This is a genomic window from Saccharothrix deserti (assembly GCF_009769385.1).
Lineage (GTDB): Bacteria > Actinomycetota > Actinomycetes > Mycobacteriales > Pseudonocardiaceae > Actinosynnema > Actinosynnema deserti.
Map to the genome: position 1 here is coordinate 15,430 of NZ_VKAB01000040.1, position 25,184 is coordinate 40,613.

Genomic DNA, 25,184 nt, shown 5'->3' on the forward strand with positions numbered 1-25,184 from the left:
GTCGTTCGTCATGCGCCAAGGCTTCAACCCTGACACAGCATCGAGGCCAAACCTTCCACCGCCGCACCCGACACGCACGCACCTGTCCAACGGGTTGCCATGCGGCAGATCGGAAACTCATCGCGGCGCACTACGCTCATGCCGCTCAGCGGGCGGTCACGAACGTGCGCTCATGCCGATGAGCGTTCCCGTTGAGCGGTTCCGGCGCCACCGCGTTGGCGTTGATCAGCGTGGCGATGCCCGGCACCGTTCTGCTCGCGGCGGGCGGGCGGCGAAATTCGCTGGAGTCGGCTCGATCGTTCACCCAGAATCGGCCGTGTGCTCGTCGCCCCGGACGCCGTCGTGGCCGGCCACGGTCTGCCGACCGGGCCGGTCACGATCCACGTCGATCGCCCCGGCCGGCTGGTCGCCAGGGTCGGCGGCTTCGCGGTGAAGGTCGACGAGCGGCCGGACGCGTTCGTGCGGGAACGGGCGGCGATCGCCCGGCTCGGCGCGGCGGGCCTGCCGGTGTCGGAAGTCCACGCCAGTCGCGATGACGCCCCGTCCCATCTGGTGCTGCGGTGGATCGAGGGAGAGCCACTGTCGATGGCCGGCCCGCCATCGGTGCGGCGCGAGGCGGGCCGGCTGCTGCGTCGGGTTCACGCCGAGCCCGAGAGCAGACCGGACACGATCGGTGAGTGGATGACGGACTGGACCACCTGGATCCTGGCTTGGCTGGCGGACTTCGCCGGTGTGCCGGCGCAGCGGTGCGACGAGATCCGGGCCTGGTGCCGACGCCTCCAGCCGCTGATGACCGGCCGCGGCACGCTGACGCTGTTGGACGGCCGCCCCGACCACTTCGTGGTGCGCGATGGCCGGATCGCCGGCCTGATCGACCTGGAAGACGTCAGCGCCGGCGACCCCGCGATGGATCTGGCGGTGCTCGCAGTCGCCGACGAGGACCTGCTGCCCGAGGTGCTGGAGGGATACGCGCCGACGAGGGCGGAAGCGGCCGCTTTCGACGAGCTGATTCCGTTTTACGTGCTGCTGCGCCGGCTCGCAGCAGCCAACTGGGAGCACCAGCACGGTAACCCCGCCCGCACACCCCGCCTGTTGGAACAAGTAGCCAGGACGCGGATATCTCCTTGACGAAGTCGGCGCTGGTCAACTTTGCCGACGCGTCCCCGGTCAGCAACGCGATGACTCGATGGCATCCGGGCGGTGTTGACGTTGTCGCCCAGGTTCTCCAGGCCGGCGGCGAGGTTGCCGACCGCGGTGAGGGAGGTGTCGGTGTCCTTGGTGCCGACGCGGATCCACCAGTGCCTCGCCCGGCCGGGGTTGCGTTGCTCGGTGAAGTGCATCGGGTTCATCAGGTCGAGCTTGCCGCGCAGGTCGGGGTCGAGCCGTGCCCGGTTGTCGCCGGTCGCGTGACGTGGGCTGTACAGCGTGAAGTGCCGGGCCTTGGTGGCGCCGAGGCCGCACAGGTTGTTCTCGCCGGTGGAGAGGTCGAAGGCGTCGAACGACGGCACGTTCTTCTTCCGCGCGCCCACGTGCCGGAGGAAACCCGCCCAGTCGAAGACCGCCCGGTTGCCGGACCACGTGATCCCGGGGGTTCGCGGCCAGGTAGGCGGCGCGGTCCGCGTCCGACAGGCCCTTGAGGTAACCGGTGGCCGCCGGCTGGAGGTAGGTCTTCAGGAGGTAGTCGTCGTAGTTGTTCGACGGCTGGTTGCAGGTCAAGCAGCACATGCAGGTACGCCTGGGGCAGCAGTGCCGGGATGTCGGGCCGAGTCGGAGGTAGCGGTCGGCGTAGGTGTGCAAGATCCTGCGTTCGGCGTCGGTGTCGGCTGTAGAGGCTGCCGGGTTGGTCGATAGCGGAGCGCTCGGCCTTGGCTCTGCACGTTCGAAGCCGACTTGTCGTCGACGGCTTCGTCGACCGATTCTGCTTGCCCGGCTTGGCATCCGGCACTTCGCCAGCGCATCGAGATCCGCAGGGTTTATCCTGGCCGAGGACGTGGAAAGCGTCGTGGCCCATACCTTGGTGATCGAGCCGGTCGGGAACAGCTTGTCCGGTGTCATGTCGACGCCGCTGTTCGGGCTCGCGATGCCGACAGCCCCGATCTCAACCTGTCCGTCCTCGGTGACGCCCGTCACGGTGCCGGGAATGGGGTGACGATGTGCCGGCTCTTGCCGTGTCTCCTGGAGTTCCGCTACGGGAGTCTTCCCGTCATCCGAGGCAGGATCGGACGGCTTCGGCCAGGTTCGCTGCCCGCGGGTCGTCGGGTCGGTAGTTCCAGAGGTTGGTGACGTAGCCGAAGCCGACACCGGCGTCGGGATCGCCGAAGCCGATCGATCCGCCGGAGCCCGGGTGGCCGAACGACCCCGGCCCGACCATCGGCATCGGTGGGCCGGCTCGCCAGAACCCGAGCGACATGTTGAAGGAGCGTTCGGCCGGGATGTCCAGCCCCGGCGGCAGCCCGTACATCCGGGTCTTGTCGGTCTGGACGGCTGTCATCGTCTCGACCGTCGCCGGGTCGAGCAGCCGCACGCCGTCGACGTCGCTCACCGTGGCGGCATACATCCGGGCCAGTGATCGCGCGTCCGAGACCATGTTCGCGGCCGGGAACTCCGCCGCGCGCCAGGCACGCGTCCGGAAGTATCCGGACGTGGGATCCATGGCGCCGCCGAGCACACCCGCGCGCATTTGGACCGCGTCGGGACTCCACATGGATTCGACCCACGCGGTGACCGTGTCCGCGTCGAGCCCGGTCGTCGCGATCATCCCGGCGAGCAGCTCCTCCAGGGTGAACGGAGCGGCGTCCTCGAACCGGGCCACCCGCGGCTCTTGTTGCTCGGGCAATCCGATCCAGGCGCTCAGTCCGAGCGGGGCAGCCACCTCCTCGGCGAAGAACGTGCCGAGTGACTTGCCGGTGATCCGACGCACGACCTCCCCGACCAGGAACCCGTACGTGACGGCGTGGTAGACGTGCTCGGTGCCCGGCTGCCACAGCGGGCTTCTGCGCTTCGAGCGCACGGATGACCGGGTCCCAGGCGCACGCCTGCTCGAACGTCAGCGGTCCGTCGACGATCGGCAGACCCGCCTGGTGGGACAGCAGCCAGCGCACCGGGATGCGGTCCTTGCCTCCTGCGCCGAACTCCGGCCAGTACTGGACGACCGGGGCGTCGAGATCCAGCTGACCGCGCTGTGCCAGCAGGTGGGCGCAGATCGCGGTTGCGCCTTTCGTCGTGGACGCGACCTGGACGACGGTGTCCTCGGTCCAGGGTCGGTTGGCCTCGCGATCGGCGAGGCCGTCCCACAGGTCGACGACGGGACGGCCGTCCACGTAGACGCTGCACGCCGCGCCGACCTCGCCGGGGTTGCCCTCGAAGTTCGCCCGGAACACGTCGGCGACCTTGCCCCAGCCGTCCTCGACACCCGGGCTTGTCGTGCTTGCCATGCTGTGATCCTTTCCGGAGATCGGGAACTCAGGGAATCGAAACCCGCGGGTCGGCAGCGAGCGGCGTTCGACGTGGACGTCGTTGACCGCCCTTGGGCCGCGGCAGGCTAGGAGATCCTGCGGCGGTAAGTGATCGTGGCGAAGATGTAGGCGACGATGAGGATGCCGACGCACCAGGCGAGGGCGATCCAGATGTCGGTGCCGATCGGCTGTTGGGTGAACAAGCCGCGGATGGTGTTGACGATGGACGTGACCGGCTGGTGTTCGGCGAAGGCGCGCACCGGGCCGGGCATGGTGTTGGTGGGCACGAAGGCCGAGCTGAGGAACGGCAGGAAGATGAGCGGGTAGGAGAACGCGCTCGCGCCGTCGACGGACTTCGCGGTGAGGCCGGGGATGACGGCGAGCCAGGTCAGCGCCAGGGTGAACAGGAACAGGATGCCCGCGACCGCGAGCCACTCGGCCACTCCCGCGTTCGTGCGGAAGCCCATGAGCAGCGCCACGAGCAGGACGACCACGAGTGAGATCAGGTTGGCGACCAGCGATGTGAGCACGTGCGCCCACAGCACGGACGACCGTGCGATCGGCATGGACTGGAACCGCTCGAAGATGCCGCCCTTCATGTCGAGGAAGAGTCGAAACGCGGTGTAGGAGATGCCGGAGGCGACGGTGATGAGCAGGATGCCGGGCAGCATGTACTGCACGTACGAGTCCGAGCCGGTGTCGATCGCGCCGCCGAAGACGTATACGAACATCAGCATCATGGCGATCGGCATGATCGCGGTGGTGATGATGGTGTCGGGGCTGCGGGCGATGTGGCGCAGTGATCGTCCCAACAGGACGTTGGTGTCGCCGAAGAAGTGCTTGGCCATCATCGTTGCCTACCTCTTGTCGCCGACGAGCGCGAGGAAGACGTCTTCCAGTGTCGGCTGCTTCTCGACGTACTCGACCTCGGCGGGCGGGAGCAGTTTCTTCAGCTCGGCGAGGGTGCCGTTCACGATGATCCGACCCTCGTGGAGGATCGCGATCCGGTCGGCGAGTTGTTCGGCTTCGTCCAGGTACTGCGTCGTGAGCAGCACCGTCGTGCCCTGGTCGGCGAGTTCCTTGACGGCCTGCCACACCTCGATGCGCCCCTGGGGATCGAGGCCGGTCGTCGGCTCGTCGAGGAAGATGACCGGCGGATTCCCGACGAGGCTCATCGCGATGTCGAGGCGGCGGCGCATGCCACCCGAATACGTCGACACCTTCCGCGCGGCCGCGTCGGTCAGCGAGAAACGGTCGAGCAGGTCGTCCGCGATCCTTCCCGGGTTCTTGAGGTGCCTCAGCCGGGCGACCAGCACGAGGTTCTCCCGCCCGCTGAGGATTTCGTCGACGGCGGCGAACTGTCCGGTGAGGCTGATGGACTCGCGGACGTCCCCGCCCTGTGTGGCGACGTCGAAGCCGTTGACGGTGACGGTTCCCGCGTCCGCCTTGAGCAGCGTGGACAGGATCTTCACCGCCGTGGTCTTGCCGGCGCCGTTCGAGCCGAGCAGGGCGAAAATGCTGCCCCGCGCCACCTCGAAGTCCACGCCGCGTAACACCTGCAGCGTCTTGTACGACTTCTCCAAGCCCTGCACGCGGATCGCGGGTCCGGCTGCCGTTCGGGTCGTCATGAGTTGCCCTCCTCGGATTCCTGTTCGGCGCGCTTGATGGCGTTGGTCAGCCGGTCCCGCTCCCGGGTGACCCATCCGCCCTTCGTGTAGTTCTGGAGAAACGCCTCGACGAACTCCACCGGGTCCTCGCCGACGATCTCGCGGATGGGCGTTCCGTCCGCCGCGGCCCGTTCGAACAGGTCGGCCAGGTCCTCGAACATCGAAGCCGCGCTGTCGCCGTCCGACGCCCCGAAGAACATCAGGTACCGTTCCAGCGCGTCGACCGCCGCGCGGTAGTCCGCGGGAAGTTGCCGCGTGCGCGCCTTGTACGCCCGCCAGCGCCGCTTGTCGCCGATGACCTTCGACGCCAGATCTGCGATGTTCATGGTCATTTACCCTCTTCGCGGAGCTTGTCCAGTCGTTCCGTGAGGAAGCTCCAGGTCCTCCAGAACTCTTCGAGGTGTTCCCGTCCCTGAGCGTTGAGGGAGAACACCTTGCGCGGCGGTCCCTTCTCGGACGGGACTTTCTCCACGTCGACGAGGCCGCGCTGCTCGATCCTGATGAGCAGGGCGTAGATCGTGCCCTCGGCGATGTCGGAGAAGCCCTGATCCCGCAGCCACGCCGTGATCTCGTAGCCGTACGCGGACCGGCCGGACAGGATCGCGAGGACGATGCCCTCCAGCGTTCCCTTGAGCATCTCCGTCACCTGCTTGCCCATGGAACACCCTCCTTCAGGCTACTTAGTGTTGCTGACTACCGGTACCTAGTAAAACTGAATAGTGCCGGCGGTGCAAGCTCCACTTGCGGCGGGACCAGATCGTGGGGACCAGGATCGGTCGCCGCCCTGACAGCGAACAGCCATCGCGCTGACACCGCTCCTGACACGGAGGCCCATCAGGGGTAGTAGGGCGGTGCGCCGGGGCAAGGCGCCCTCGATCCGCGTGACGAGGACCTACCTCCTCCTCTGGGCGAGTCGTCGCCGCCCCACGTGGGGTCGGCGAGGTTCCAGTCCGAGGATGGCGATCGGGTCTTCGGCCGCGAGCGGCTGCTGGGGGAAGCTGCCGGCCCGGGTTGTCGCAGCGGCGGTCCTGGCAGTGTTCGGCCCATCCGGCAGTGGGAAGTCCTCGCTGCTGTGCGCGCCCGCTGCCCCGAGAGGGCTCCGGCTGGTTCCGTCGGCGGCGTCGATGTTGACCTCGCTCATGTGGTTGACCACCACGGCCACCCGGCGTCCTTCCCAGTTGGCCGGCACGTGGTTGAGCAGGGTGGTCTTGCCCGCGCCGAGGAAGCCGGACAGGACGGTGACGGGTACGCGTGGGGGAGTGGGCGCAACAGACATGATCATCAATCTCGGTGGGGGGACGGTGGCGGATGCGGGCCGCCGGTGGCGGCGGCCCGTCCGGTCAACGTCCTTGGCTGGGGTAGGGCAGTAGTGCCATCTCTCGTGCGTTCTTGATCGCGGTGGCGACCTGGCGTTGTTGTTGCGGCGTCAGGCCGGTGACGCGAGGCTGCGCGAGCGCGTCACCGGATGTGTCGTCGGTGTGGACGCCGACCCGTTCCTGCTGGAACTGGCCCGTGCCACCGGGCCGACGTGGAGTACCTGCGCGCGGACCTGACCACGCCGGGCTGGTCCGGCCCGTCGGACGGCCAGTTATCCGTCGAACTCGTGCAGGCCGGCGCGGCACACGATGTCGCGTCGGGTCAGGACACGGGGAAGGGTCCTCGCCTGTCTCGGCGGGAGGACATCGGAGGTCACGTGTGGGCCGGTACGAAAGGTCCGGCCGCGCTGCCGGATCGTTCCGGGCACGGTCCCGCCCGGTGCCGGCCGATCGGTCCGGGCACGGTCGGTTGACGGGCACGCAGGCTTCGCCTCGTGCGGGTGTCCATAGGTGACGCCTACCGGGTGCCCGGGTGTTCCAGTCCCTCAAGCCGCTGGTCACTGGCGCGTCTTCACTACGCCGAGCTTATTGCCTATTCTTTGCAGGTGCATAATTATTGCATCAAGGTGGCGACGCGTGATGACCTCGACGGTGCGCGCGTGGTGATGCTCGACGCCGTCTACCGGGACTTCGGTACCGGCTACGTGCCTCGCTGGCACCGCGACATCATGGATCCCGAGGCGTTCTACCTGCGGTCTGAGCGGCACACCCTGCTCGTGGCGGTCGACGAGCAGGACGGGACGGTGGTCGCCACCGGGGCGTTGGACTCGCGGGGGCCCGCGCATCCGCCGAATCCGCGGTGGTTGGCCGAGCGCTACCCGTCGGGGGAGACCGCCCAGCTGCGGCGTGTGTACGTGCGCCCCGAGCATCGGCGGCGGGGTCTGGCCCGGCGGATGGTGGGCGAGCTGCTGGACTTCGCGAAGGCGGACGGCGGTTACCGCGTGGTGTACCTGCACGCCTACCCGCATGCGCCCGGCGCGTTGGCCCTGTGGCAGTCGCTGGGCGAGGTGGTGTGCGACGAGCGGCACGAGGTGCCCGGTGGCGGGAGTGGAGTCGTCCACTTCGAAGTGCCCCTTCCTTAATGACAATGAATGTCATCTACACTGACCGCTCATGACACCGCGGAGAACCAGGGCCATGCGTTTTCACCGTCGTCACCGGCTGGCCGCCGTCCTCCCGCCGGTCACCCGCCATGCCCTGCTCCGCATCCCCGGCGTCGCGCTCGCCTTGGCCGCCCTGGGTTTGCTCGGTCTGGGCGGCCAACCGCCGTCACCCGAGTGGGGTCTGCTGCTCGCCGAGAACCTGCCCTACGCCGAGCGCGCCCCGTGGGTGGTGCCGGTCCCCGCCGCCGCGCTCGCCCTGCTGGGTGCGCTGGCGGTCATCGCAGCCGGCGGAGCTCGTCTTCCCCGCCCACCACAGTGGACATGGGTACGCGGGTCCTCGGCGACACCGCGGCAACCGGAACGTGGAGCGACCCCGATGCGGCACACCGCAGCCGTCACAGCCCGTGAGGATTTCGCATGACAGAGTTGATCTCCGGAGCGGTGAAGCGTTCCCGGGAACGAGGGCCACGGCGCGAGCGGACCTGGAAGACCCTGTCCCCGCTGCTGCGTCTGTTGATCCTGACGCAACTCGCCTTCAACGTCGGCTTCTACGCCGTCCTGCCGTTCCTCTCCGAACACCTCGGCTCCATCGGCATGGTCGGCTGGCTGGTCGGGCTGGTGTTGGGGCTGCGGACCTTCAGCCAGCAGGGCCTGTTCGTGCTGGGTGGTGCGCTCGTCGACCGCTACGGGGTCCGGCCGGTGGTGCTCGCCGGCTGCACGCTGCGGATCGCCGGGTTCGCCTGGCTGGGGTACGCCGAGCGGCCCGCGGCGGTCATCGGCGCGGTGCTGCTGATCGGCTTCGCCGCCGCGCTGTTCTCCCCCGCGGTCGAATCCGAGGTCGCCCGGCAGGCGGTGAGCTGGGAGCAGGCGGGCAACGGGCCGCGGACCAGGGTGTTGGCCCTGTTCACCGTGGCGGGCCAGGCCGGGGCGTTCGTCGGCCCGCTGCTGGGCGCGCTGCTGCTCGCCGTGGACTTCCGCACCGTCTGCCTCGCCGGCGCCGTGGTCTTCGTCCTCGTCCTCGCCGGGCACGCGTGGCTGATGTCGCAACACATCCCCGGCCGAACCCGGGTCTCCGGGCGGGGCGGCGTGCGGGCGATGCTGCGCAACCGCCGCTTCCTGGCACTGTGCGGCGCGTACGGCGCCTACCTGCTGGCCTACAACCAGTTCTACCTCGCGCTGCCGGACGAAGTAGCGCGCGCCGCGGGCTCACAGGCGCCCCTGGCGTGGCTGTTCGCCCTGTCCTCCCTGCTCGTCGTGTCCGTCCAGTTGCCGGTCACCCGCTGGGCCGGGAACCGGCTGGACCTGCGCAGGTCCATGGCCATCGGGCTGTTGCTCATCTCCGCGGGCTTCGTCGTCGTCGCCGCCCGGCCGGCCGCGTGGACGGGAGTCGCCGGACTGGCACCGGCGGCGGGCTTCGTCGTCCTGCTCACCGTCGGCCAGATGCTGGTGGTCCCGACAGCCCGTGCGTGGGTTCCCGACCTCGCCGCGGAGGGCAGGCTCGGCCTCTACGTCGGCGCCCTGTCCTCGGTCTCCGGCTTGATCGTCCTCGTCGGCAGCGCGGCAACCGGCTCCCTGCTCGACCTGGGCCTCCCGCACGCCGTGCCCTGGCTCGTCCTCGCCACGATCCCGGCGCTGGCCATCTTGCTGCTGCCCCGCGGCGTCGACAGTCCTCAATCGACGGAGGAACCGGGTGACATCACGACGAGCGGAACGCCGGTGTGACCGGTGACCTGCGCCAACCCGGCAAACCACGAGTTCTGGCAGAGCGTGCGTACGGGTGCCGGGACTGCGAACGAGCTCGACTGACAGACCTCCGTCACCAATGTCATGACTCGCGACAACCAGACGCACGCAACTTGTAACGATAATCATTGTCGAACTAGCATGCTCCCGACCGACTCGGGAGGCGTGATGGAGGAACTCGTTCGCCGGGCTGCGACGGCCGGTGAAGCGGCGGTGGCGGCGGCCGATCTCGCCGCGCTCGGTGATCTGGCCGATCTGCTCGACCGGGCCGCGCTGCTCGCGATCGCGTACACCGTGAGACGTCAGGGACTGTTCGACGCGCCCGACGCCGCGCACGATCTCCGCGAGATCGTCACTGCCATGAAGGTCGCTCCTCGGCACGTCCGGATCGTGCGCCGTTGGCTCGCGGCGCTCGAGCGCGAAGACATGCTCGCGCGGGACGCGGCGCGGTATCGAGGACTGCGCCGGGTGGGGGCCGCGGAGGTCGAAGGGGCGCGCGCCCGCCTGGACTCTGTGGCCCGTGGGTTCGAGCACGGTCCGGGGCTGGCGCGCTTCTTCCAGCTGTCGGTGTCGTATCTGCCGGAACTGCTGCGCGACGAGATCTCGTTGCAGGCGCTGCTGTTCGCCGACGGTGACCTGGACGTGGCCGACGACGTGTACCGGCGCAACCTGGCAAGCAGGTACACCAACAACGCCGCCGCGGCGGTGATGAGGGTGTTCGCCGAGCGGCACGCGGGACCTGGGTCGGTGCGGGTGTTGGAGATCGGGGCGGGTGTAGGCGGTACGACGGTCGAGGTGCTGCCGGAGCTGGACGGGCTGGAAGTCGACTACCTGTTCACCGATGTGACGCGGTTCTTCCTGATGGCGGCGAAGGAGCGGTTCGCGTCTCGGTCGTGGGTGCGCTACGGCTTGTTCGACCTCAACCGCGACGCCTCGGAGCAGGGGTGCCCGCCGGGATCGGTGGACCTGGTGCTCGCGGCCAACGTGTTGCACAACGCGCGGCACGCGGGGCGGACGCTGCGGGCGATCCGCGACCTGCTCGCGCCGGGTGGGCGCCTGGTGTTCATCGAGACCTGTCGTGATCACTACCAGCTCATGACCTCGATGCAGTTCCTGATGTCGCCGCCCGCCACCGAGCCGGACGCGGACTTCGCGGACTTCCGCCGGGGCACCGATCGGATCTTCCCGACGCGGGAGGAGTGGCTCGGCGAGCTCGCCGCGGCAGGTTTCCGGGATCCGCTTTGCGTGCCGGGTGTGGACCACCCGCTGAGCCGGATCGGGCAGCACGTGTTCTCCGCGATGCGCTGATTGACAATGATTGTCGTTTCCGTAAGCTGACGACGGTCGTCACTCGTCCGAGTGACGACCGTCGTCGCCTGGGAGTGAGCCCGTGAACGAGTCCGTCGCCGTCGTCGGGTTTTCCTGTCGTTTCCCCGGTGCCGGTGATGCGGACGCGTTCTGGCAGCTGCTCGTCGACGGCCGTGAGGCGCTGACCCGGTTCACCGACGAGGAGCTGGCGCAGCGCGGCGTGCCCACCGGGCTGCGCCGCAACCCGGCCTATGTGCCGGTGGGTGGTCTGCTGGCCGACCAGGACCGGTTCGACCCGGCGCCGTTCGGCATGTCGCGCACCGAGGCGGAGCTGCTCGACCCGCAGCAGCGCGTGTTCCTGGAGTGCGCGTGGCACGCGCTCGAGCACGCCGGACTTGCCCGCGGTGCGGGCGTGACCGGGGTGTTCGCGGGCGCCGCGCTCTCCGCCTATCTCGCGACGAACCTCGCGCACCGCTTCGACCCGCTCGGAGGCGCGGACCCCGCGGGCAGCCTGCAGTTGCACACCGGCAACGTGGCCGACTACCTGCCGTTGCGGACCGCGCACCGGCTCGGCCTGGAAGGACCCGCGGTCGCGGTGGGCGCCACGTGCGCCACGTCGCTGGTCGCCGTGCACATCGCGGTGCAGGCGCTGCTCGCGGGCGAGTGCGACACCGCGCTGGCGGGCGGGGTGTCGCTGCGGGTGCCGCAGGGACTGGGCTACCTGCACGTGCCGGACGGTCCGTTCTCCGCGGACGGCCACACCCGCCCCTACTCGGCGCAAGCCAGGGGCACGGTCTTCACCCAGGGGGCCGGTGTCGTCGTGCTGCGGCGGCTGTCCGACGCGCTGGCCGACGGCGACCACGTGCACGCCGTCGTCCTCGGCTCCGCCGTGGGCAACGACGGCGCGGACCGCGCCGGCTTCACCGCCCCCTCGTCCGCGGGGCAGGCGCGCACGATCGCAGAGGCGCTCGCCGTCGGCGACGTCGACCCTCGTTCCGTGTCCTACGTGGAAGGGCACGGGACGGGAACCATCCTGGGCGATCCCATCGAGGTGCAAGCGTTGCGGCGGGTCTTCGGCGACGCCGACCGCCCGTGGTGCGGCCTCGGATCGGTCAAGGGCAACATCGGTCACGCGGACTCGGCGGCGGGCATCGCGGGATTCCTCAAGGTGGTTCAGGCGCTGCGGAACCGCACGCTCCCAGCGTCACTGCACGCGCATCCGGTGAACCCCGAAGTCGGGCTGGAGGGCTCCGCCTTCCGGATCGTCGACCGCACCGAGCGCTGGGAGACCGAGCGAGTGCGCCGCGCGGGTGTCAGCTCGTTCGGCATCGGCGGCGTCAACTGCCACGTCGTGCTGGAGGAGGCGCCGGTCACGCCGGAGCCGGACCGTGACGAGCGGGCGCAGGTGCTGGTGGTCTCCTCGGCGACGGCGCAGGCCTGCCGCGCCACGGCTCGCGCACTCTCCGACGCCGTCACCTCGGCGCCCGTCGCCGATGTCGCGCACACCCTGACCCGCAGGCGGCAGCTCGCCGCGAGGGCCGCGGTGACGGTCGCGCCCGGTGAGGACGTCGCCGAGGCACTGCGCCGGGCCGTCGTTGTCGAGGCGGCAGGCACGCCGCCGCGCGTGGTGTTCGCCTTTCCCGGCGGCGGTGCCCAGTACGCCGGGATGGCCGAGGGCCCGTACCGCGACGAACAGGTCTTCACGTCCACAGTGGACGAACTGGCGGAGTTCCTGCTGCCGTTGTCCGGCGCGGACGTGCGCGACGTGCTGCTCGACCCGGTGGCCACCGCGGCCGCCCGCAGTCCGCGCCGCGGCCTGCCCGCACTGTTCACCGCCTGTCTCGCCACCGCCCGCCTGCTGGAGTCCTGGGGTGTGCGCCCGGACGTGGTGCTCGGGCACAGCGTCGGCGAGTACGCCGCCGCCGTTGTCGCGGGCGTGCTCTCGTGGCAGGACGCTGCACTGCTGGTGGCCGAACGGTCGCGGCTGATGGAGGAGTTGCCGCAGGGCGCGATGCTCTCGGTGCCGCTCGGCGAAGCGGACGTGCGTGACCTGCTGGCCGCACATCCGGCTCTCGATCTCGCCGCGATCAACGCGTCCGACTCGTGCGCGGTGTCCGGGCCGAGCGACGCCATCACCGTCCTGCGGGACGTCCTCGCCGCACGGGGCGTCGAATCGCACGTTGTCGGCGTCGATGTCGCCGCCCACTCCCGCCTGGTGGAGTCCGCCATGCCCGCGCTGCGCGCGGTCGCCGCGCGGCTGACCGCCGCACCGGCCACGATCCCGCTGGTCACCACGCTCACCGGCCAGGTGGCCACGGGCGCGGCGCTCGCCGATCCCGAGCACTGGGTGCGGCACCTGCGGGGCACGGTGCGCTTCGCCGACGCGCTGGACACCGCGCTGGGCGACGGTGACCCGGTCCTCGTGCAGGTCGGTCCCGGCGGCATGATCGCCTCGCTCGCCGCGCGCCACGAGTCCGTCCGCGCGGCGGTGACGACCTTCCCGCGCGCGGGCGAGGGCACCGCCGGCCGTGCCGCGCTGCTCGACGCGGCCGGGACCCTGTGGGCGCACGGTGTTCCCGTTGACCTGACCGCAACGCACCGAGGCCGCAGGACGCGGGTTCCGCTGCCCGGCTACGCCTTCCAGCGCGAACGGTTCTGGATCGAGCCCCAGCGCACGCGCACGGGCGCGGTGGTCGGCCCGGTCGCGGCCGAGCCCGATGTGGCGGAACCGCTGCAGTTGCCGTCGTGGCGGAGGCTGCCGCCGCTCGCGCCGGTGGCCGCCCTTGCGAACCGGCGGTGGGCCGTGCTGGGCGACGGGCACTGGGCGGACGCGCTGCGCGCCGCTCTGCCCGTGGTCGACGGCGACGCGGACGCGGTGATCGCGGTCCACTCGGGCACGTCGCTGCATGACGAGGTGCTGGCATACGGCCGACTCGACGGCACACCTCTGGTACAGCTCACCGTGCGCGGCGAGCGGGTGATCGGTGACGAGGTGGTGGACCCGGTCGCCGCCGGTGTGCGCGGTCTGCCCAGGGTGCTCGCCCAGGAGGTGCCCGGCCTGCGCTGGCGCACCCTCGACCTGCCGGACGACGAGCCAGGCGAGGCGGGTGTCGCCGCCGTGCTGGCCGAGACCGCCGATCTGCTCGCCACCCCCGACGGTGGGGCGTGGGAACTCGCGTTGCGCGCCGGACAGCGGTGGATCCGCCAGTGGGAACCGTGGCAGCCCAACGACACCGAGGACCTGCCCTCGGACCCGGTCGTTGTCGTGACCGGTGGCTCGGGCAACGTCGCCCGCGCGCTGGCGGACGCCCTGCACGCCCGCGGCTCGGCGCGGGTGGTGCTCGCTTCTCGCAGCACCACGCCGTCGGTGGACGTCACGGATGCCGACCAGCTGCGCGCGCTGCTCGCGGACGTGGCCGACCAGCACGGCACGATCGACCTCGTCGTCCACGCCCCGGTCGTGATCGAGCTGGCGGCGTTGTCCGAAATGGACGATCAGGTGGTGGCGGACGCCTTGGCGCCCAAGGTGACCGGCGCGCTCAACCTCCGCTCCGCTGTCGAGGCCCTGCCACCCCGGGGGCGTCCTCGCGCGGTCGTGCTGATGTCCTCGGCGGCCGGGACGATCGGCGGCTTCGGTCTCGGCGCCTATGTCGCGGCCAGCCGGTTCCTCGACGGTTTCGCCGCCGGTGGCACACCTGGCACCACCTGGGTCGCGATCGACTGGGACCGCTGGCGGTTCGGGACCGCCCAGGAACACGAGGCGGCGGCCGAGATCACCATGCGGCACGCGCTCGACGCGGCCGACGCGGTGCGGGCCCTGCTGCGGGTGGCCGGTCTCGCACTGGCCGGGACCGTTCCGCACCAGGTGGCCGTGTCCCCGGCCGAGCTCAACACGCGTTCTCTCGCGATCGGAGCGCGGCAGACGCGTGCCGAGTCCGGCGGCGACGCGCCGGCCACCGCCGAGGAACGTCTCGTCGCCGAGGTGCTGGGCGAGGCGCTGGGCCGTCCGGTGACCAGCCGCGACGACGACTTCTTCGCACTCGGCGGGCACTCCCTGCTCGCCACCCGCGTGCTCGCCCGGCTGCGCGACGACCACGGCGTCGAGCTGCGGCTGCGCGACCTGCTGGCCCGGCCGACCGTCGCGGGGCTCGCCGAGCTGATCACGACGACGACCGGCCCCGCCCGCCGGGAGGAGCCTGCCGCCGCACCGGTCGCCGCGGGGGAACCGTTCCCGCTCACCAGGGTGCAGCACGCCTACTGGGTCGGCCGGTCCGCCGCGTTCGCGCTCGGCGAGGTCGGGTGCCACTTCTACCTGGAGCACGACTGCGCGGAGCTGGACCACGAGCGCTACCAGAACGCGTGGAACCGGCTCATCGAGCGGCACGAGATGCTGCGCTGCGTGGTCGGCCCGGACGGCCACAACGTGGTGCTGACCGAGGTTCCCCGCTACCGGGTACCGGTGCACGAGCTGTCCGATGCGGACGAGCTGGAGGCGTTGCGGGCACGGCTGTCCCACCGCGTCGCCGACCCCGGCCGCTGGCCGTTGATCGAAGCCCACGTCGTGCGGATGCCCGGCGGGCGGCACCGGGTGCTCGTCTCGGTCGACGTGCTCGTCTGCGACTCCGCGAGCTACCTGATCCTCGACCGCGAGCTGCGCGCGCTGTACGAGAACCCGCAGGCCGAGCTGCCCCCGATCGGTACGACCTTCGCCGAGTGCGCGCGGGCGATGGACCGCCGCCGCGGTGACACCGAGCACCGGCGTGCGGCCGAGTACTGGCTGCGCCGCGTCGACGCGCTCCCGGTCGCGCCACCGCTGCCACTGCGCGAGAGCGAGGGCGCGCCCCGGTTCGCCCGGCGCAGCGCCAGGCTGGCCGCGCCGCTGTGGAACCGGGTGCGTGAGCAGGCCGGGCAAATGGGCGTGACGCCGACCGCCGTGCTGCTGACGGCTTACGCCGACGTGCTCGCCGCGTGGTCGCGCACGGACCACTTCTGCCTCACGCTCACCGTGTTCGACCGGCCCGACGTGCACCCCGACGTGGACAGGGTGGTCGGCGAGTTCTCGTCACTGCTGCTGTTCGAAGCCGATCACCGCGGGCTCGCGACGTTCGCCGAGCGGGCGAAAGCGGCGCAGCACCGGTTGTTCGACGACCTGGACCACCGGTCGTTCTCCGGTCTCGAAGTGCTCACCGAGCAGGCGCGGCGCACCGGCAGGCAGCAGAACGTGCCGGTCGTGTTCACCGGCATGCTGGGGCTGGACCGCCTCGGCGGTGAGCCGCACGACCACGAGTGGCTCGGGCCGGTCGACTTCGGCGTGAGCCAGACCCCGCAGGTGTGGCTCGACCACCAGGCCTACGAGCACCGCGGCGCGCTGGTGCTGCAGTGGGACGTGGCCGAGACATCGCTGGACGCCGAAGAGGCCGACACCGCCTTCACCGCCTACGTCACGTGGCTGACCGCGCTGGCCGAGTCGGGCGACGCCTGGACCGGCGGTGAAGCGGGCCCGATGCCGCACGGGGAGTTCGCGCCCTCGCCGTCCGAGGACGAGCACGTCGTCGGCGCGGCGGACGACGACGCCTCGACCGGCGGCGACGCGGCGTCAGGGGAGTCCCAGGGCGACCACGTCATCGACGTGCTCACCGGGATCTGGGCGGAACTGCTCGACCTCGAACCGGGTGCGATCCCGGCGGACGTCTCGTTCCTCGGTCTCGGCGGTGACTCCCTGCTCGTCGTCCGGATGGCCTCGATCATCCGGCAGAAGCTGGACGTCGTGCTCGCGCTGACCGAGATCCGCGCCGAGCTGACCCTCACCGATCTGGTCGAGCTGGTGCGCCGACGTGGCGAGGGCGGCGCTGCTCGCAGGGCGCTCGACGTGACCGTGCGCCGCAGGTTCGAGCCTGCCGAGCCGTTCGGGCTGCTCCCACTGCAACAGGCCTACTTCGTCGGCCAGCAGGGGGAGTGGGAGCTGTCCTACTCCTCGGCGCACGTGTGCACCGACATCGCACTGTCCGATGTGGACGCCGAGCGCGCTCCGGCGGCCTTGGCCGACGCGCTGCGCCGGGTGATCGCACACCAGCCGATGCTGCGGGTGCGGATCACGCCCGATGGCACGCAGCGCATCCTCGCCGCCGACGACCCGCAGACCGCGGTCGTGCCCGAGGTGTGCGACCTGCGAGACGCGAACGACGACGTCGTGGCCGTCGAGCTCGACCGAATCCGGGCCGAGATGAGCCTGCGCGGACCCGACCCCGCCACGGGACCTCCGCTGGAGATGAGGCTGACCCTGCTGCCCGGCGGGCGGGCGCGGCTGCACACCGCGTTCAGCCTCCTCGCGGTGGACGGCTGGTCGGGTGGCGTGTTCGACCGTGAACTGCTGACCTACGTGGCCGATCCCAACGCCGTGCTGCCCCCGCTGCTGGTCGACTTCGGCGACTACGCCACCGCTCTGGAGGAGGTGCGCGGGGGAGAGCAGTGGCGGGCCGACCACGAGTGGTGGTCGCGACGCCTGCCGCAGCTGCCCGCCGCGCCCGCGCTGCCGATGATCGCCGACCCCGACGGGCTGGACGTGACCGCGATGGCGGCACGGGAAGCGCGCCTGGTGCCTTCAGACTGGTCGGCGTTGCGGGAACGCTGCGCCGAGCACGAGGTCACGCCGACCGCTGCCGTGCTGGCGGTCTACGCCATCGCGCTCGCCCGGCTCGCGGGCGGCAGGCGGTTCCTGTTGAACAGCCTGCAAGCGGGCCGGCTGCCGCTGCACCCGGACGTGGACCGGATGATCGGCGCGTTCTCGTCGACCGCGCTGCTGTCGATCGATCTGCCGCACGGCGGGCGGCTCGCCGACCTGGCCGCCGCCGTGCGCGGCGAGATCACCGAGTCGCTCGCGCACAACCTGGTCAGCGGCGTCGAGGTGTCGCGTGAGCTGGCCCGGCACCGGGGCACGCACAGGCCTGTCGCGCCGGTGGTGTTCCAGAGCACCATCGGCATGGACGCGGCACTGGGTGGCGAGCGGCCGCTGACCGCCGGACCGCTCGGCCGGATCGACATCTCCGACTACGTGCAGCACATCCGCACTCCCCAGGTGTTCCTGGAGCTGCGGGTGTTCGAGCTGCGCGGCGAGCTGGTGCTGAACTTCGCCGTGGTCGAGGAGCTGTTCGGCACGGAGGTGGTCGACCGGCTGTTCGGCGAGGTCGTGGGCACGGTCCGTGAACTCGCCGCCGGACTGGGCTGGGACGATGTCGTGGAGCTGCCTGCCGACACCGGCACCGGGCAAGCCGATGAGCCGACCACCGAACGCGGGCGGGTCGAGCCCGGCGCGCCCCGCGACGAGCTGGAGCGGCGGATCGCGGCGCTGTGGGCCGACCTGCTCGGTGTGTCCGAAGTGGACAGGTCGGACGAGTTCTTCGCGCTGGGCGGCGATTCGCTGCTCGCCGTGCGGATGCTCGGCAGGCTGGCACGGGAACACGGGAGCAGCGCGCAACCCCGCGCCTTCCTCGCCGCCCCCACGCCCGCCGGGCTCGCCGCCGCGGTGCGCGCGGACGAGCCGGTCCCGGTGGCGGACATCGCGGTGCCCCTGCGCGACGGCGACGGACCGCCGCTGTTCCTGCTGCACCCCTCGGGTGGCGACGTCCTGTGCTACGCCGACCTCGCCCGGCGCATCAGCGCGCCGAACCCGGTGATCGCACTGGCCGATCCGGGGCTCTCCGGACACGGCGGACCCGAGTCGATCGCGGCGATGGTCGAGCAGTACCTCGCGGTGCTGCGGGCTCATCAGCCGCACGGACCGTACCTGCTAGGTGGCTGGTCGATGGGCGGCACCGTCGGGCACCAACTGGCGTGCGCGCTGCGCGAGCGCGGCGAGCGGGTGGCGCTGCTGGTGATGATCGACTCCAACAGCCCGGAGCGGATCGTCGCGATCGAAGGGCTGGACCGGCAGCGCACCGACGACGAGGTCCGGCTGCGCTACCTGCGGTCGGTGGAGGCGTACCTCGACGTCGACTGCGGCACCGACCACGGCGCCGACGAGCTGGAGCGGGCGCTGGCCGAGCGCGGGGTCACCGTGACCCCCGCCCGCTACGCGGTGTTCGCACGGCACCTGCGCGGCCTCGCTTCACATCACGCGAGCCCGCTGGACGCCGAGACCCCCGTGCTGCTGCTGCGCGCGGGACGCACGTCACCGCGCAACGCACGCATCGGCATGGGCGTGGACGACGCGTTCGACGAGCACGACCTCGGCTGGAGCGGCCACGTGGCGGGTGAGTTCCGCGTGGTGGAGGTCGACGCCCACCACTACTCGATCCTCGGGGATCCCGCCGTGAAGCACGTCGCCGACGCGATCTCCTCGGCGCTCGCCCGGATCGCGAAGGAGAGCTGATGCTGCCCAACTGGCTCTACACCCAGAGCGTGCTGCCGGTCGAGCTGGCGGCGCAGGCCGCCGACCCGGCCGCCGACCGGGCGGAGGTGCTCGCCAGGTTGTCCGCGAGCCCGCTCGCCGACGTGGGCCACCGGGAATGGGAACAGATCGGTCGCGGCCTTGCGGCACTCGGTGCGGCGTCTCCCGGCATCGGCAGGGAGTTCGCCGAGCACCTCGCCCAGCACTACCGCGGTGACGCGCCCCGGCCGTACCTGGTGCGTGCCGCGCTGCTCGTGTCCGCGGCGGTCGGCGTGGCGTCGACCGTCGTGCGCCAGGCCGCGCCGAGCCAGACCCGCGAGGTGGGTGAGGCGGCCACCGCTGTGCTGACGGCGCAGGCCGCTCTGCTGCGGGTGCTCAGCATGCTCGACGTCTTCGCGATGACGGGTCGTGACGTCGACCCCACGGTGTCCGCGAGCTTCCACGCCGTGGTCCGCGGCGCGGCACAGACGTTGCTGGGTGTGGACGACCCCACTGGGGGCGTCCACGCGACGCTCGCCGATGACGTGCTCGACGCCCCCGAGTGGTCCGAGCGGGTCGCCCGCTCGCTCGTGGGGGACTGGTCCTCTTTCGAAGGGTGTGAGTGATGCTCGAAATGTCCCGCCGGACTGCGGTGGGCGCTGCTCTCCTCCTGGCGCTCGGTGGTTGCGCCACCGGGGGCGCGACCCAGCCGGGTGGTGCCCCCGGAACACCGGTGGACGGTGGAACACTGCGCTACGGCGCTGTGGCCGCGAGCGGCGGAACCGCCGTGACCGATCCGCACGGCAGCTTGTTCAACGAGTCGGACTGGGTGCGGATGGGCGCGCTCTACGACGTGCTGACGGTGCCCGGCGACAACGGCGCGGTGCTGCCGCGGCTCGCCAGCTCGTGGACGTCGGAGGAGAACGCGACGCGGTGGCGGTTCGAGCTGCGCACGGACGCCGTGTTCAGCGACGGCAAGCCCGTGCGTGCCGCGGACGTGCTGCACTCGCTGCGCCGCATCGCGGCCAAGGCGGCGCAGAACGGCGGCAGGCTCGGCACGGTCGACATCGACAAGTCCACGGCGGACGGCGACCACGCGGTGGTGCTGCGCACCACGCAGCCCGACGCCGACCTGCCGAGGACGCTCGCGGGCGTGACGTTCGTGGTGCCAGACGGCGTGGAGAGCTTCGAGAACCCGGTCGGCTCCGGACCGTTCACCCTGTCCACCATGGATGGACAAACGGCCGTGCTGGCGCGCAACGACAAGTGGTGGGGCAAGCGACCGCACCTGGACCAGCTGGAGATCCGTGGGTTCGCCGACCCGCAGGCACTGGCCGCCGCCGTGACCTCCGGTGAGGTGGACGTGGCCGCGAACGTGAGCCCCGCCGCCGCGAAGACCGCGGAGCGGACCGGAAACCTCGTGGTGTCGCGCCGTCCGGGTGCGACGACCTACCCGATGCTGATGCGCCTGGACAAGGCGCCGTTCGACCGGCCGGAGGTGCGCAGGGCTGTCAAGCTCGCCGTCGACCGGCAGGCGCTCGTGGACGGCGTCCTGCTCGGCTACGGCACCACCGGTGGTGACGTGCCCGGTGGCCCCGACGTGCCACCGCCCGCGCGTGACATCACCGAGGCACGCCGCGTGCTCTCGTCGGTGGGCAGCGTCGTGCTGCACACGACGACCGCCTATCCGGGCATGGTGAGCGCGGCGACGCTGCTCGCCACGCAGCTCGGCGAGGCAGGAATGAAGGTCGAGGTGCGCCAGCACCCGCCGGAGACGTACTGGACCCAGGTCTACACCGTCGAGCCGCTCGCGATGGGCTACTACACCGACGTCCCGTTCCCGGTGTGGGTGCGCCAGACCGCGCTGAGCACATCGGCGTTCAACGAGACCGGCTGGAAGAACGCGGACTTCGACGCGGAGTTCGCCGCCGCCATGGCCGTGGTGGACCAGGGCCAGCGTGAAGCGCAGCTGAAGGAGCTGCGCGAGCGGATGGCCGCCGACGGCGGCTGGCTCGTGTGGGGCTTCGGCGACGGGCTCGACGTGTCCTCGCCCGCTGTGCAGGGACTTCCCACGAGCACCGGCTTCGCCCGGATCTTCCTGGACGGTGTGTGGCTGCGGCGCTGACGGTCGGGCGCGCCGCGCTGACCCTCTTCCTGGTGTGCCTGCTGGTCTTCCTCATCACCACCGCGCTGCCCGGTGACGCGGCCGTGATCGCCGCCGGGCAGCACGCGACGCCCGAGCGGATCGCGGAGCTGCGGGCGGCGCTCGGGCTCGACCAGCCGGTCTGGACCCGGTTCGCCGGGTGGCTCTCCGGCGCCGTGCGAGGCGACCTCGGCGTGTCACTTGTGGACGGGCGTCCGGTGGCCCCGCTGCTGTGGTCGCGGTTCACCGCGACGCTCTTCATCGCGGTGCCGGTCTGGGTGCTGGCGCTGGGCGTCGGCACGCCTGTCGCGATGCTGCTCGGCTGGCGTGCCGACCGCGCGAGCTCCGCGCTGCTCGCCGCGATCGCCGGACTGCCGGAGGTGGTGCTGGCCGGTGGGCTCGTCGTGGTCTTCGCGACCTGGCTGGGCTGGCTGCCCGCGGTGTCGCTGGTCCCGGCGGGCGGCACCGCGGCGGACCGGCCGGAGGTGCTCGTCCTGCCGGTGTTGGCGCTCGCGCTGCCTGCGACCGCGTGGATCGCCCGCCTGTTGCGCGGCCCGGTCAGCGACGTGGTGGGCAGGCCGTTCGTCACCGACGCGCTCCTGCGCGGCGTGCCGGTGCCGACGGTGGCGGTGCGGCACGTGCTGCCGCACCTGGTCCCGCCGCTGGCGCAGGCGGGCGCGGTGCTGGCCGGGGGCGTGCTCACCGCGACGACCGTGGTGGAGGCGGTGTTCGCCTACCCCGGCATGGGCCAGCTGCTGGCCACCGCGGTCGGCACGCGGGACAGCCCCGTGCTCCAGGGGTTGGCGGCGCTCGTGGCGGTGGTGGTGCTGATCGCGGTGCTCGCAGCCGACGCGGTGGCTGCCGTGCCGGCCGGACGGGCAGGCGCCCGATGAGGACCTGGTTGCTCGTGATGGGGCTGCTGACGGTGTCGGCGGTCGTCCTGTGCGGTGCGTGGTTCGCCCCGCACGACGTCACCGAGGTGGTCGGCGTGCCGTGGTCGGCTGAGGGCCTGCTGGGCACCGACGTGCTCGGCCGCGACGTGCTCTCCCGTCTGCTCGCCGGAGGCGCGGGACTGCTGGCCGTCGCCGTGCCCGCCGGGCTCGCGGCGAGCCTGCTCGGCACGGTCGCGGGCCTGGCCGCGACGTGGACCCCGTGGGTCGAACGCCTGGTGCTGCGAACGAGCGCGGGCATGCTCGCCGTACCGGGCCTGCTCGTGGTGCTCACGTGCGCGGTGGCACTGCCCGCGTGGGCCGCTGTGCTGGCGGGCATGGTGCTGCTCGGCACGCCGCTCTCGGCGCGCGTGGTGCACGCCGCCGCCACGCCGCTGCGCCGCGCGGGCTTCGTGCTGGCGGCAGTCGTGCGGGGCGAACGCCCACGCGCGGTGCTGATGCGCGAGCTGCTGCCCGTGGTGGGCGCGACGGTGCTCTCCGACGCCGGACTGCGCGTGGTGGCCGCGGTGCAGCTGACGGTCGCCGTGCACGCGCTCGGTCTCGGTCCGCAGCCACCCGCGCCGGACTGGGCTGTCATGATCAGGGAGAACCTGCCCGGCGTCGCGCTGAACCCGTGGTCGGTGCTCGCCCCGGCCGCGGCCGTCGCGGCGCTGACAGCCGCGCTGCTGCTCGGGCTCGACCTGCTCGGCACCCGGATCGTGCCCCGCACCGTGCCGCGCAGGCACGCGCCACCACCACCCGGCCCGTCGCGCCCGGTGACCGGTGTGGTCGAACTGCGCGGCGTGACGGTGGAGTCCGAGCCGGGGGTGCCGTTGTTCGCAGGCCTCGACCTGACCGTCGCCGAAGGCGAGATCGTCGGTGTCGTCGGCCCGTCCGGCGCCGGGAAGACCAGTCTGCTCAGGCTGCTGCTGGGCGATGTCCGGCCGGGCGCGCGGGTGGTCACGGGACAGCTGCTGTGGCACGGGGAACCCGTGGTGTTCGGCAGCCGGGTGGCGCGGCGGTGGCGGCGCGCCCACGTCGGCCTGCTGCCACAGGACCCGGCCGCGACGCTGGATCCGTTGCGGCGCGTCGGGGCGGTGGCCCCGGCAGACGTGCTCGCCCGGCTGGGGCTCCCGTCCGACGTCGGGCGACGCCACCCGCACGCCCTGTCGGGCGGACAGGCCCAGCGGGTGGTGCTCGCCAGAGCGCTGGCGGCCGATCCCGAGCTGCTGCTGCTCGACGAACCGACCAGCGGACTGGACGCGGCGACCCGGCGTCTGGTGACCGAGGAGATCACCGCGAGGCGCCGCAGCACCGTGATCGTCACCCACGACCTGCGCTGGGCCCGGTCGGTGTGCGATCGCGTGGTCGAGCTGCGGCACGGGGCGCTCGTACCGGTGGGGGAGACGCCCACCCGGCCGCGGGCTGCGGTCGTCGAGTTCGGTGCGCCCGTGCTGCGGCTGGAGGACGTGGCCGTCGCGCGGCGCGGCCGGGAGCTGGTGCGCGGCGTCGACCTGGAACTGCGGCGCGGTGAACTGCTCGTCCTCGTCGGTCCCTCAGGGGCGGGCAAGAGCACACTGCTGCACGCCGTGGCCGGGCTGCATCCGGTGATCGGGCGGGTCGAGGCACGCGGAACCGTGGCGCTGCTGGGCCAGGACCCGGTGGCCGAGCTGAACCCCGTGCACTCGCTGGGATCCGCTGTCGCACGGCCGCTGCGCCTGGCGGGCCTGCGGCGCCGGGAAGCACGGGACCGGGCGGTGGAGCTGCTCGCCGAGGTGGGGCTCGGACCGGAGTTCGCCGATCGCCGGCCGGGCGAGTGCTCGGGTGGACAGCGGCAACGCGCCGCGCTCGCGCGAGCGCTGGCGAGCGACCCGGACGTGCTGCTCGCCGACGAGCCGACCTCGGCGCTGGACGCGACGACCGCGGACGCGGTGCTGGAAGTGCTGGACCGACGCCGTGCCGCCGGTCTGGCGGTGTTCTTCGTGACCCACGACGAGGACGTGGCGGCCAGGGCCGACCGGGTCTTCGAGGTGGTGGACGGCCGATGTGCGGAGAGGGTGTCGACGTGAGGTTCGACGACGTGTGGATCACCGGGACCGGTGGCGTGCTCGGGGAGCTGCTGCCCGTGCGGCAGGCCGTCACCGACGGCAGGTACGCGGCCGCTGACGCGGCGGAGGCGGGTATGACGTCGGTGTCGGTGTCCGTCGAGTCGCCGCCGGAGATGGCTGTTCGCGCCGGGCGGCTCGCGCTCGGCACCGCCTCGCCCGGACTGCACCTGCACGGCGCGGCCCGCTTCCAGGGCATCGACCTGTGGTCGGCGTCCTGCTGGATCGCGAGCCGGCTGCTGCCCGGACCGCTGGCGGGGCTGTCGATGCAGGTCAACGCGCTGTGCAACAGCGGACTCGCGGCACTGGAACTCGCCGCGACCACGCTCACCGCACGCCAGGACCTCCGTGAGGCACTGATCACCGTGGCCGACTGGTTCCCCGAGCCGGCGGTCGACCGGTGGAACCTCGACTCCGGGGTGCTGCTGGGTGACGGCGGGGCAGCGGCCGTGCTCGGCCGTGGCGGCGGACAGCTGCGGCTGCTGTCGTGCGTGTCCTGGACCGACCCGTCCCTGGAGGGGCTGCAACGGGGCAACGAGCCGTTCCACGCGGCGTCGCCCGCGGTGCTGAAGCCGCTCGTGCTGCGCCGGTTGGCCCGCGAGTTCTACGCGGTGAGCGGGCGATCCCCGGCCTCGGTGGTCGACGCGCACGTCACCGGCGTGCGCACCGTCGTCGCACAGGCGCTCGCCGAGGCCGGGACGACGCTCGACGAGGCGCGCTGGGCCGTGCCGCCGTTCGTCGGCCGCACCTCGTTCCGCTTCGGCTACGCCCAGCCGCTCGGGCTCGACCCGGCGCGAACGCTGGTCGACCTGGGGCTGAGTACCGGCCACATGGGCGGCGTTGACCACCTGTACGCGCTGGACCACCTGCTGCGCGGCGACCTGCTCGCACCGGGGGACAAGGTCGTGCTGATCGGCGTCGGCGGCGGGTTCACCTTCTCCTGCGCGGTCCTGCAGGCCGCGTGAGCCGCCCATTCACTCCCTGCCAGTG

The 25,184-nt window shown here is 71.8% G+C and carries 18 protein-coding genes and 4 pseudogenes; 12 read left to right on the forward strand and 10 right to left on the reverse strand.

All coding sequences use genetic code 11. The annotated features are described in order from the left end of the window. Positions 1-318: 318 nt before the first annotated feature. On the forward strand, positions 319-1,128 hold the full coding sequence (locus FM051_RS40485; protein ID WP_158852427.1) for a phosphotransferase family protein: 810 nt from the start codon (positions 319-321) through the stop codon (positions 1,126-1,128). On the opposite strand, the gene FM051_RS52370 is transcribed toward FM051_RS40485, so the two are convergent. The 10 genes and pseudogenes from FM051_RS52370 to rpsR form a co-directional block, all read right to left on the reverse strand. Next, on the reverse strand, positions 1,017-1,529 hold the full coding sequence (locus FM051_RS52370) for a hypothetical protein (RefSeq protein ID WP_238412995.1): 513 nt from the start codon (positions 1,527-1,529) through the stop codon (positions 1,017-1,019). The two genes, FM051_RS40485 and FM051_RS52370, sit on opposite strands and share 112 nt — an antisense overlap. A gap of 484 nt (positions 1,530-2,013) precedes the next feature. Further along, positions 2,014-2,301 (reverse strand): annotated as a pseudogene (locus FM051_RS54160) (hypothetical protein); the annotation flags it as partial. After that, entirely contained in the window at positions 2,204-3,010 is an 807-nt protein-coding gene (locus FM051_RS40500; protein ID WP_238412997.1) for a serine hydrolase domain-containing protein, read from the reverse strand. The pseudogene FM051_RS54160 and the gene FM051_RS40500, both read right to left, overlap by 98 nt. A 16-nt stretch (positions 3,011-3,026) precedes the next feature. Then, positions 3,027-3,434 (reverse strand): annotated as a pseudogene (locus FM051_RS52380) (serine hydrolase domain-containing protein); the annotation flags it as partial. A gap of 107 nt (positions 3,435-3,541) precedes the next feature. Next, entirely contained in the window at positions 3,542-4,303 is a 762-nt protein-coding gene (locus FM051_RS40505; protein ID WP_158852462.1) for an ABC transporter permease, read from the reverse strand. 9 nt (positions 4,304-4,312) lie between these two features. After that, positions 4,313-5,083 (reverse strand): ABC transporter ATP-binding protein, encoded by a 771-nt coding sequence (locus tag FM051_RS40510; protein ID WP_158852428.1) that lies wholly within the window; start codon positions 5,081-5,083, stop codon positions 4,313-4,315. After that, on the reverse strand, positions 5,080-5,448 hold the full coding sequence (locus FM051_RS40515; protein ID WP_202919262.1) for a DUF1048 domain-containing protein: 369 nt from the start codon (positions 5,446-5,448) through the stop codon (positions 5,080-5,082). Before FM051_RS40515 ends, FM051_RS40510 begins: the two co-directional genes overlap by 4 nt. A gap of 2 nt (positions 5,449-5,450) precedes the next feature. Then, positions 5,451-5,780: a PadR family transcriptional regulator gene (locus tag FM051_RS40520; protein ID WP_158852430.1), complete on the reverse strand. Its 330-nt coding sequence runs from the start codon at positions 5,778-5,780 to the stop codon at positions 5,451-5,453. A 438-nt stretch (positions 5,781-6,218) separates the two neighbouring features. Continuing rightward, positions 6,219-6,398: pseudogene (locus FM051_RS40525) on the reverse strand (GTP-binding protein); the annotation flags it as partial. Positions 6,399-6,462: 64 nt separating this feature from the next. Further along, positions 6,463-6,564: pseudogene (gene rpsR, locus FM051_RS40530) on the reverse strand (30S ribosomal protein S18); the annotation flags it as partial. Here rpsR and FM051_RS50175 point away from each other — a divergent pair. From FM051_RS50175 to FM051_RS40580, 11 genes are all read left to right on the forward strand, one after another. Further along, positions 6,535-6,675, forward strand: a complete 141-nt coding sequence (locus FM051_RS50175; protein WP_162470790.1) for a hypothetical protein — start codon at positions 6,535-6,537, stop codon at positions 6,673-6,675. The pseudogene rpsR and the gene FM051_RS50175 overlap by 30 nt on opposite strands. A gap of 389 nt (positions 6,676-7,064) precedes the next feature. After that, positions 7,065-7,580, forward strand: coding sequence for a GNAT family N-acetyltransferase (locus FM051_RS40535; protein WP_202919263.1), 516 nt, complete (start codon positions 7,065-7,067; stop codon positions 7,578-7,580). 31 nt (positions 7,581-7,611) lie between these two features. Beyond that, on the forward strand, positions 7,612-8,022 hold the full coding sequence (locus tag FM051_RS50945) for a hypothetical protein (protein ID WP_202919264.1): 411 nt from the start codon (positions 7,612-7,614) through the stop codon (positions 8,020-8,022). Further along, on the forward strand, positions 8,019-9,323 hold the full coding sequence (locus tag FM051_RS40545; RefSeq protein ID WP_158852432.1) for an MDR family MFS transporter: 1,305 nt from the start codon (positions 8,019-8,021) through the stop codon (positions 9,321-9,323). Before FM051_RS50945 ends, FM051_RS40545 begins: the two co-directional genes overlap by 4 nt. Positions 9,324-9,512: 189 nt before the next feature. Further along, positions 9,513-10,652, forward strand: coding sequence for a class I SAM-dependent methyltransferase (locus tag FM051_RS40550; protein ID WP_158852433.1), 1,140 nt, complete (start codon positions 9,513-9,515; stop codon positions 10,650-10,652). Between the two features lie 82 nt (positions 10,653-10,734). Next, a complete protein-coding gene (locus FM051_RS40555; protein ID WP_158852434.1) occupies positions 10,735-19,020 on the forward strand; it encodes a type I polyketide synthase in 8,286 nt (2,761 codons plus the stop codon). Next, positions 19,020-19,643: a hypothetical protein gene (locus tag FM051_RS40560; RefSeq protein ID WP_158852435.1), complete on the forward strand. Its 624-nt coding sequence runs from the start codon at positions 19,020-19,022 to the stop codon at positions 19,641-19,643. The genes FM051_RS40555 and FM051_RS40560 overlap by 1 nt, the downstream gene beginning before the upstream one ends. Then, positions 19,643-21,142: an ABC transporter substrate-binding protein gene (locus tag FM051_RS40565; protein WP_202919265.1), complete on the forward strand. Its 1,500-nt coding sequence runs from the start codon at positions 19,643-19,645 to the stop codon at positions 21,140-21,142. Before FM051_RS40560 ends, FM051_RS40565 begins: the two co-directional genes overlap by 1 nt. Continuing rightward, positions 21,127-22,053 carry an ABC transporter permease gene (locus tag FM051_RS40570; protein WP_158852436.1) on the forward strand — a complete coding sequence of 309 codons (927 nt, stop codon included), beginning with the start codon at positions 21,127-21,129 and terminating at the stop codon, positions 22,051-22,053. The genes FM051_RS40565 and FM051_RS40570 overlap by 16 nt, the downstream gene beginning before the upstream one ends. Beyond that, on the forward strand, positions 22,050-24,158 hold the full coding sequence (locus FM051_RS40575) for an ABC transporter ATP-binding protein/permease (protein ID WP_158852437.1): 2,109 nt from the start codon (positions 22,050-22,052) through the stop codon (positions 24,156-24,158). Before FM051_RS40570 ends, FM051_RS40575 begins: the two co-directional genes overlap by 4 nt. Continuing rightward, positions 24,155-25,159 (forward strand): ketoacyl-ACP synthase III family protein, encoded by a 1,005-nt coding sequence (locus tag FM051_RS40580; protein WP_158852438.1) that lies wholly within the window; start codon positions 24,155-24,157, stop codon positions 25,157-25,159. The genes FM051_RS40575 and FM051_RS40580 overlap by 4 nt, the downstream gene beginning before the upstream one ends. Positions 25,160-25,184: the final 25 nt, after the last annotated feature.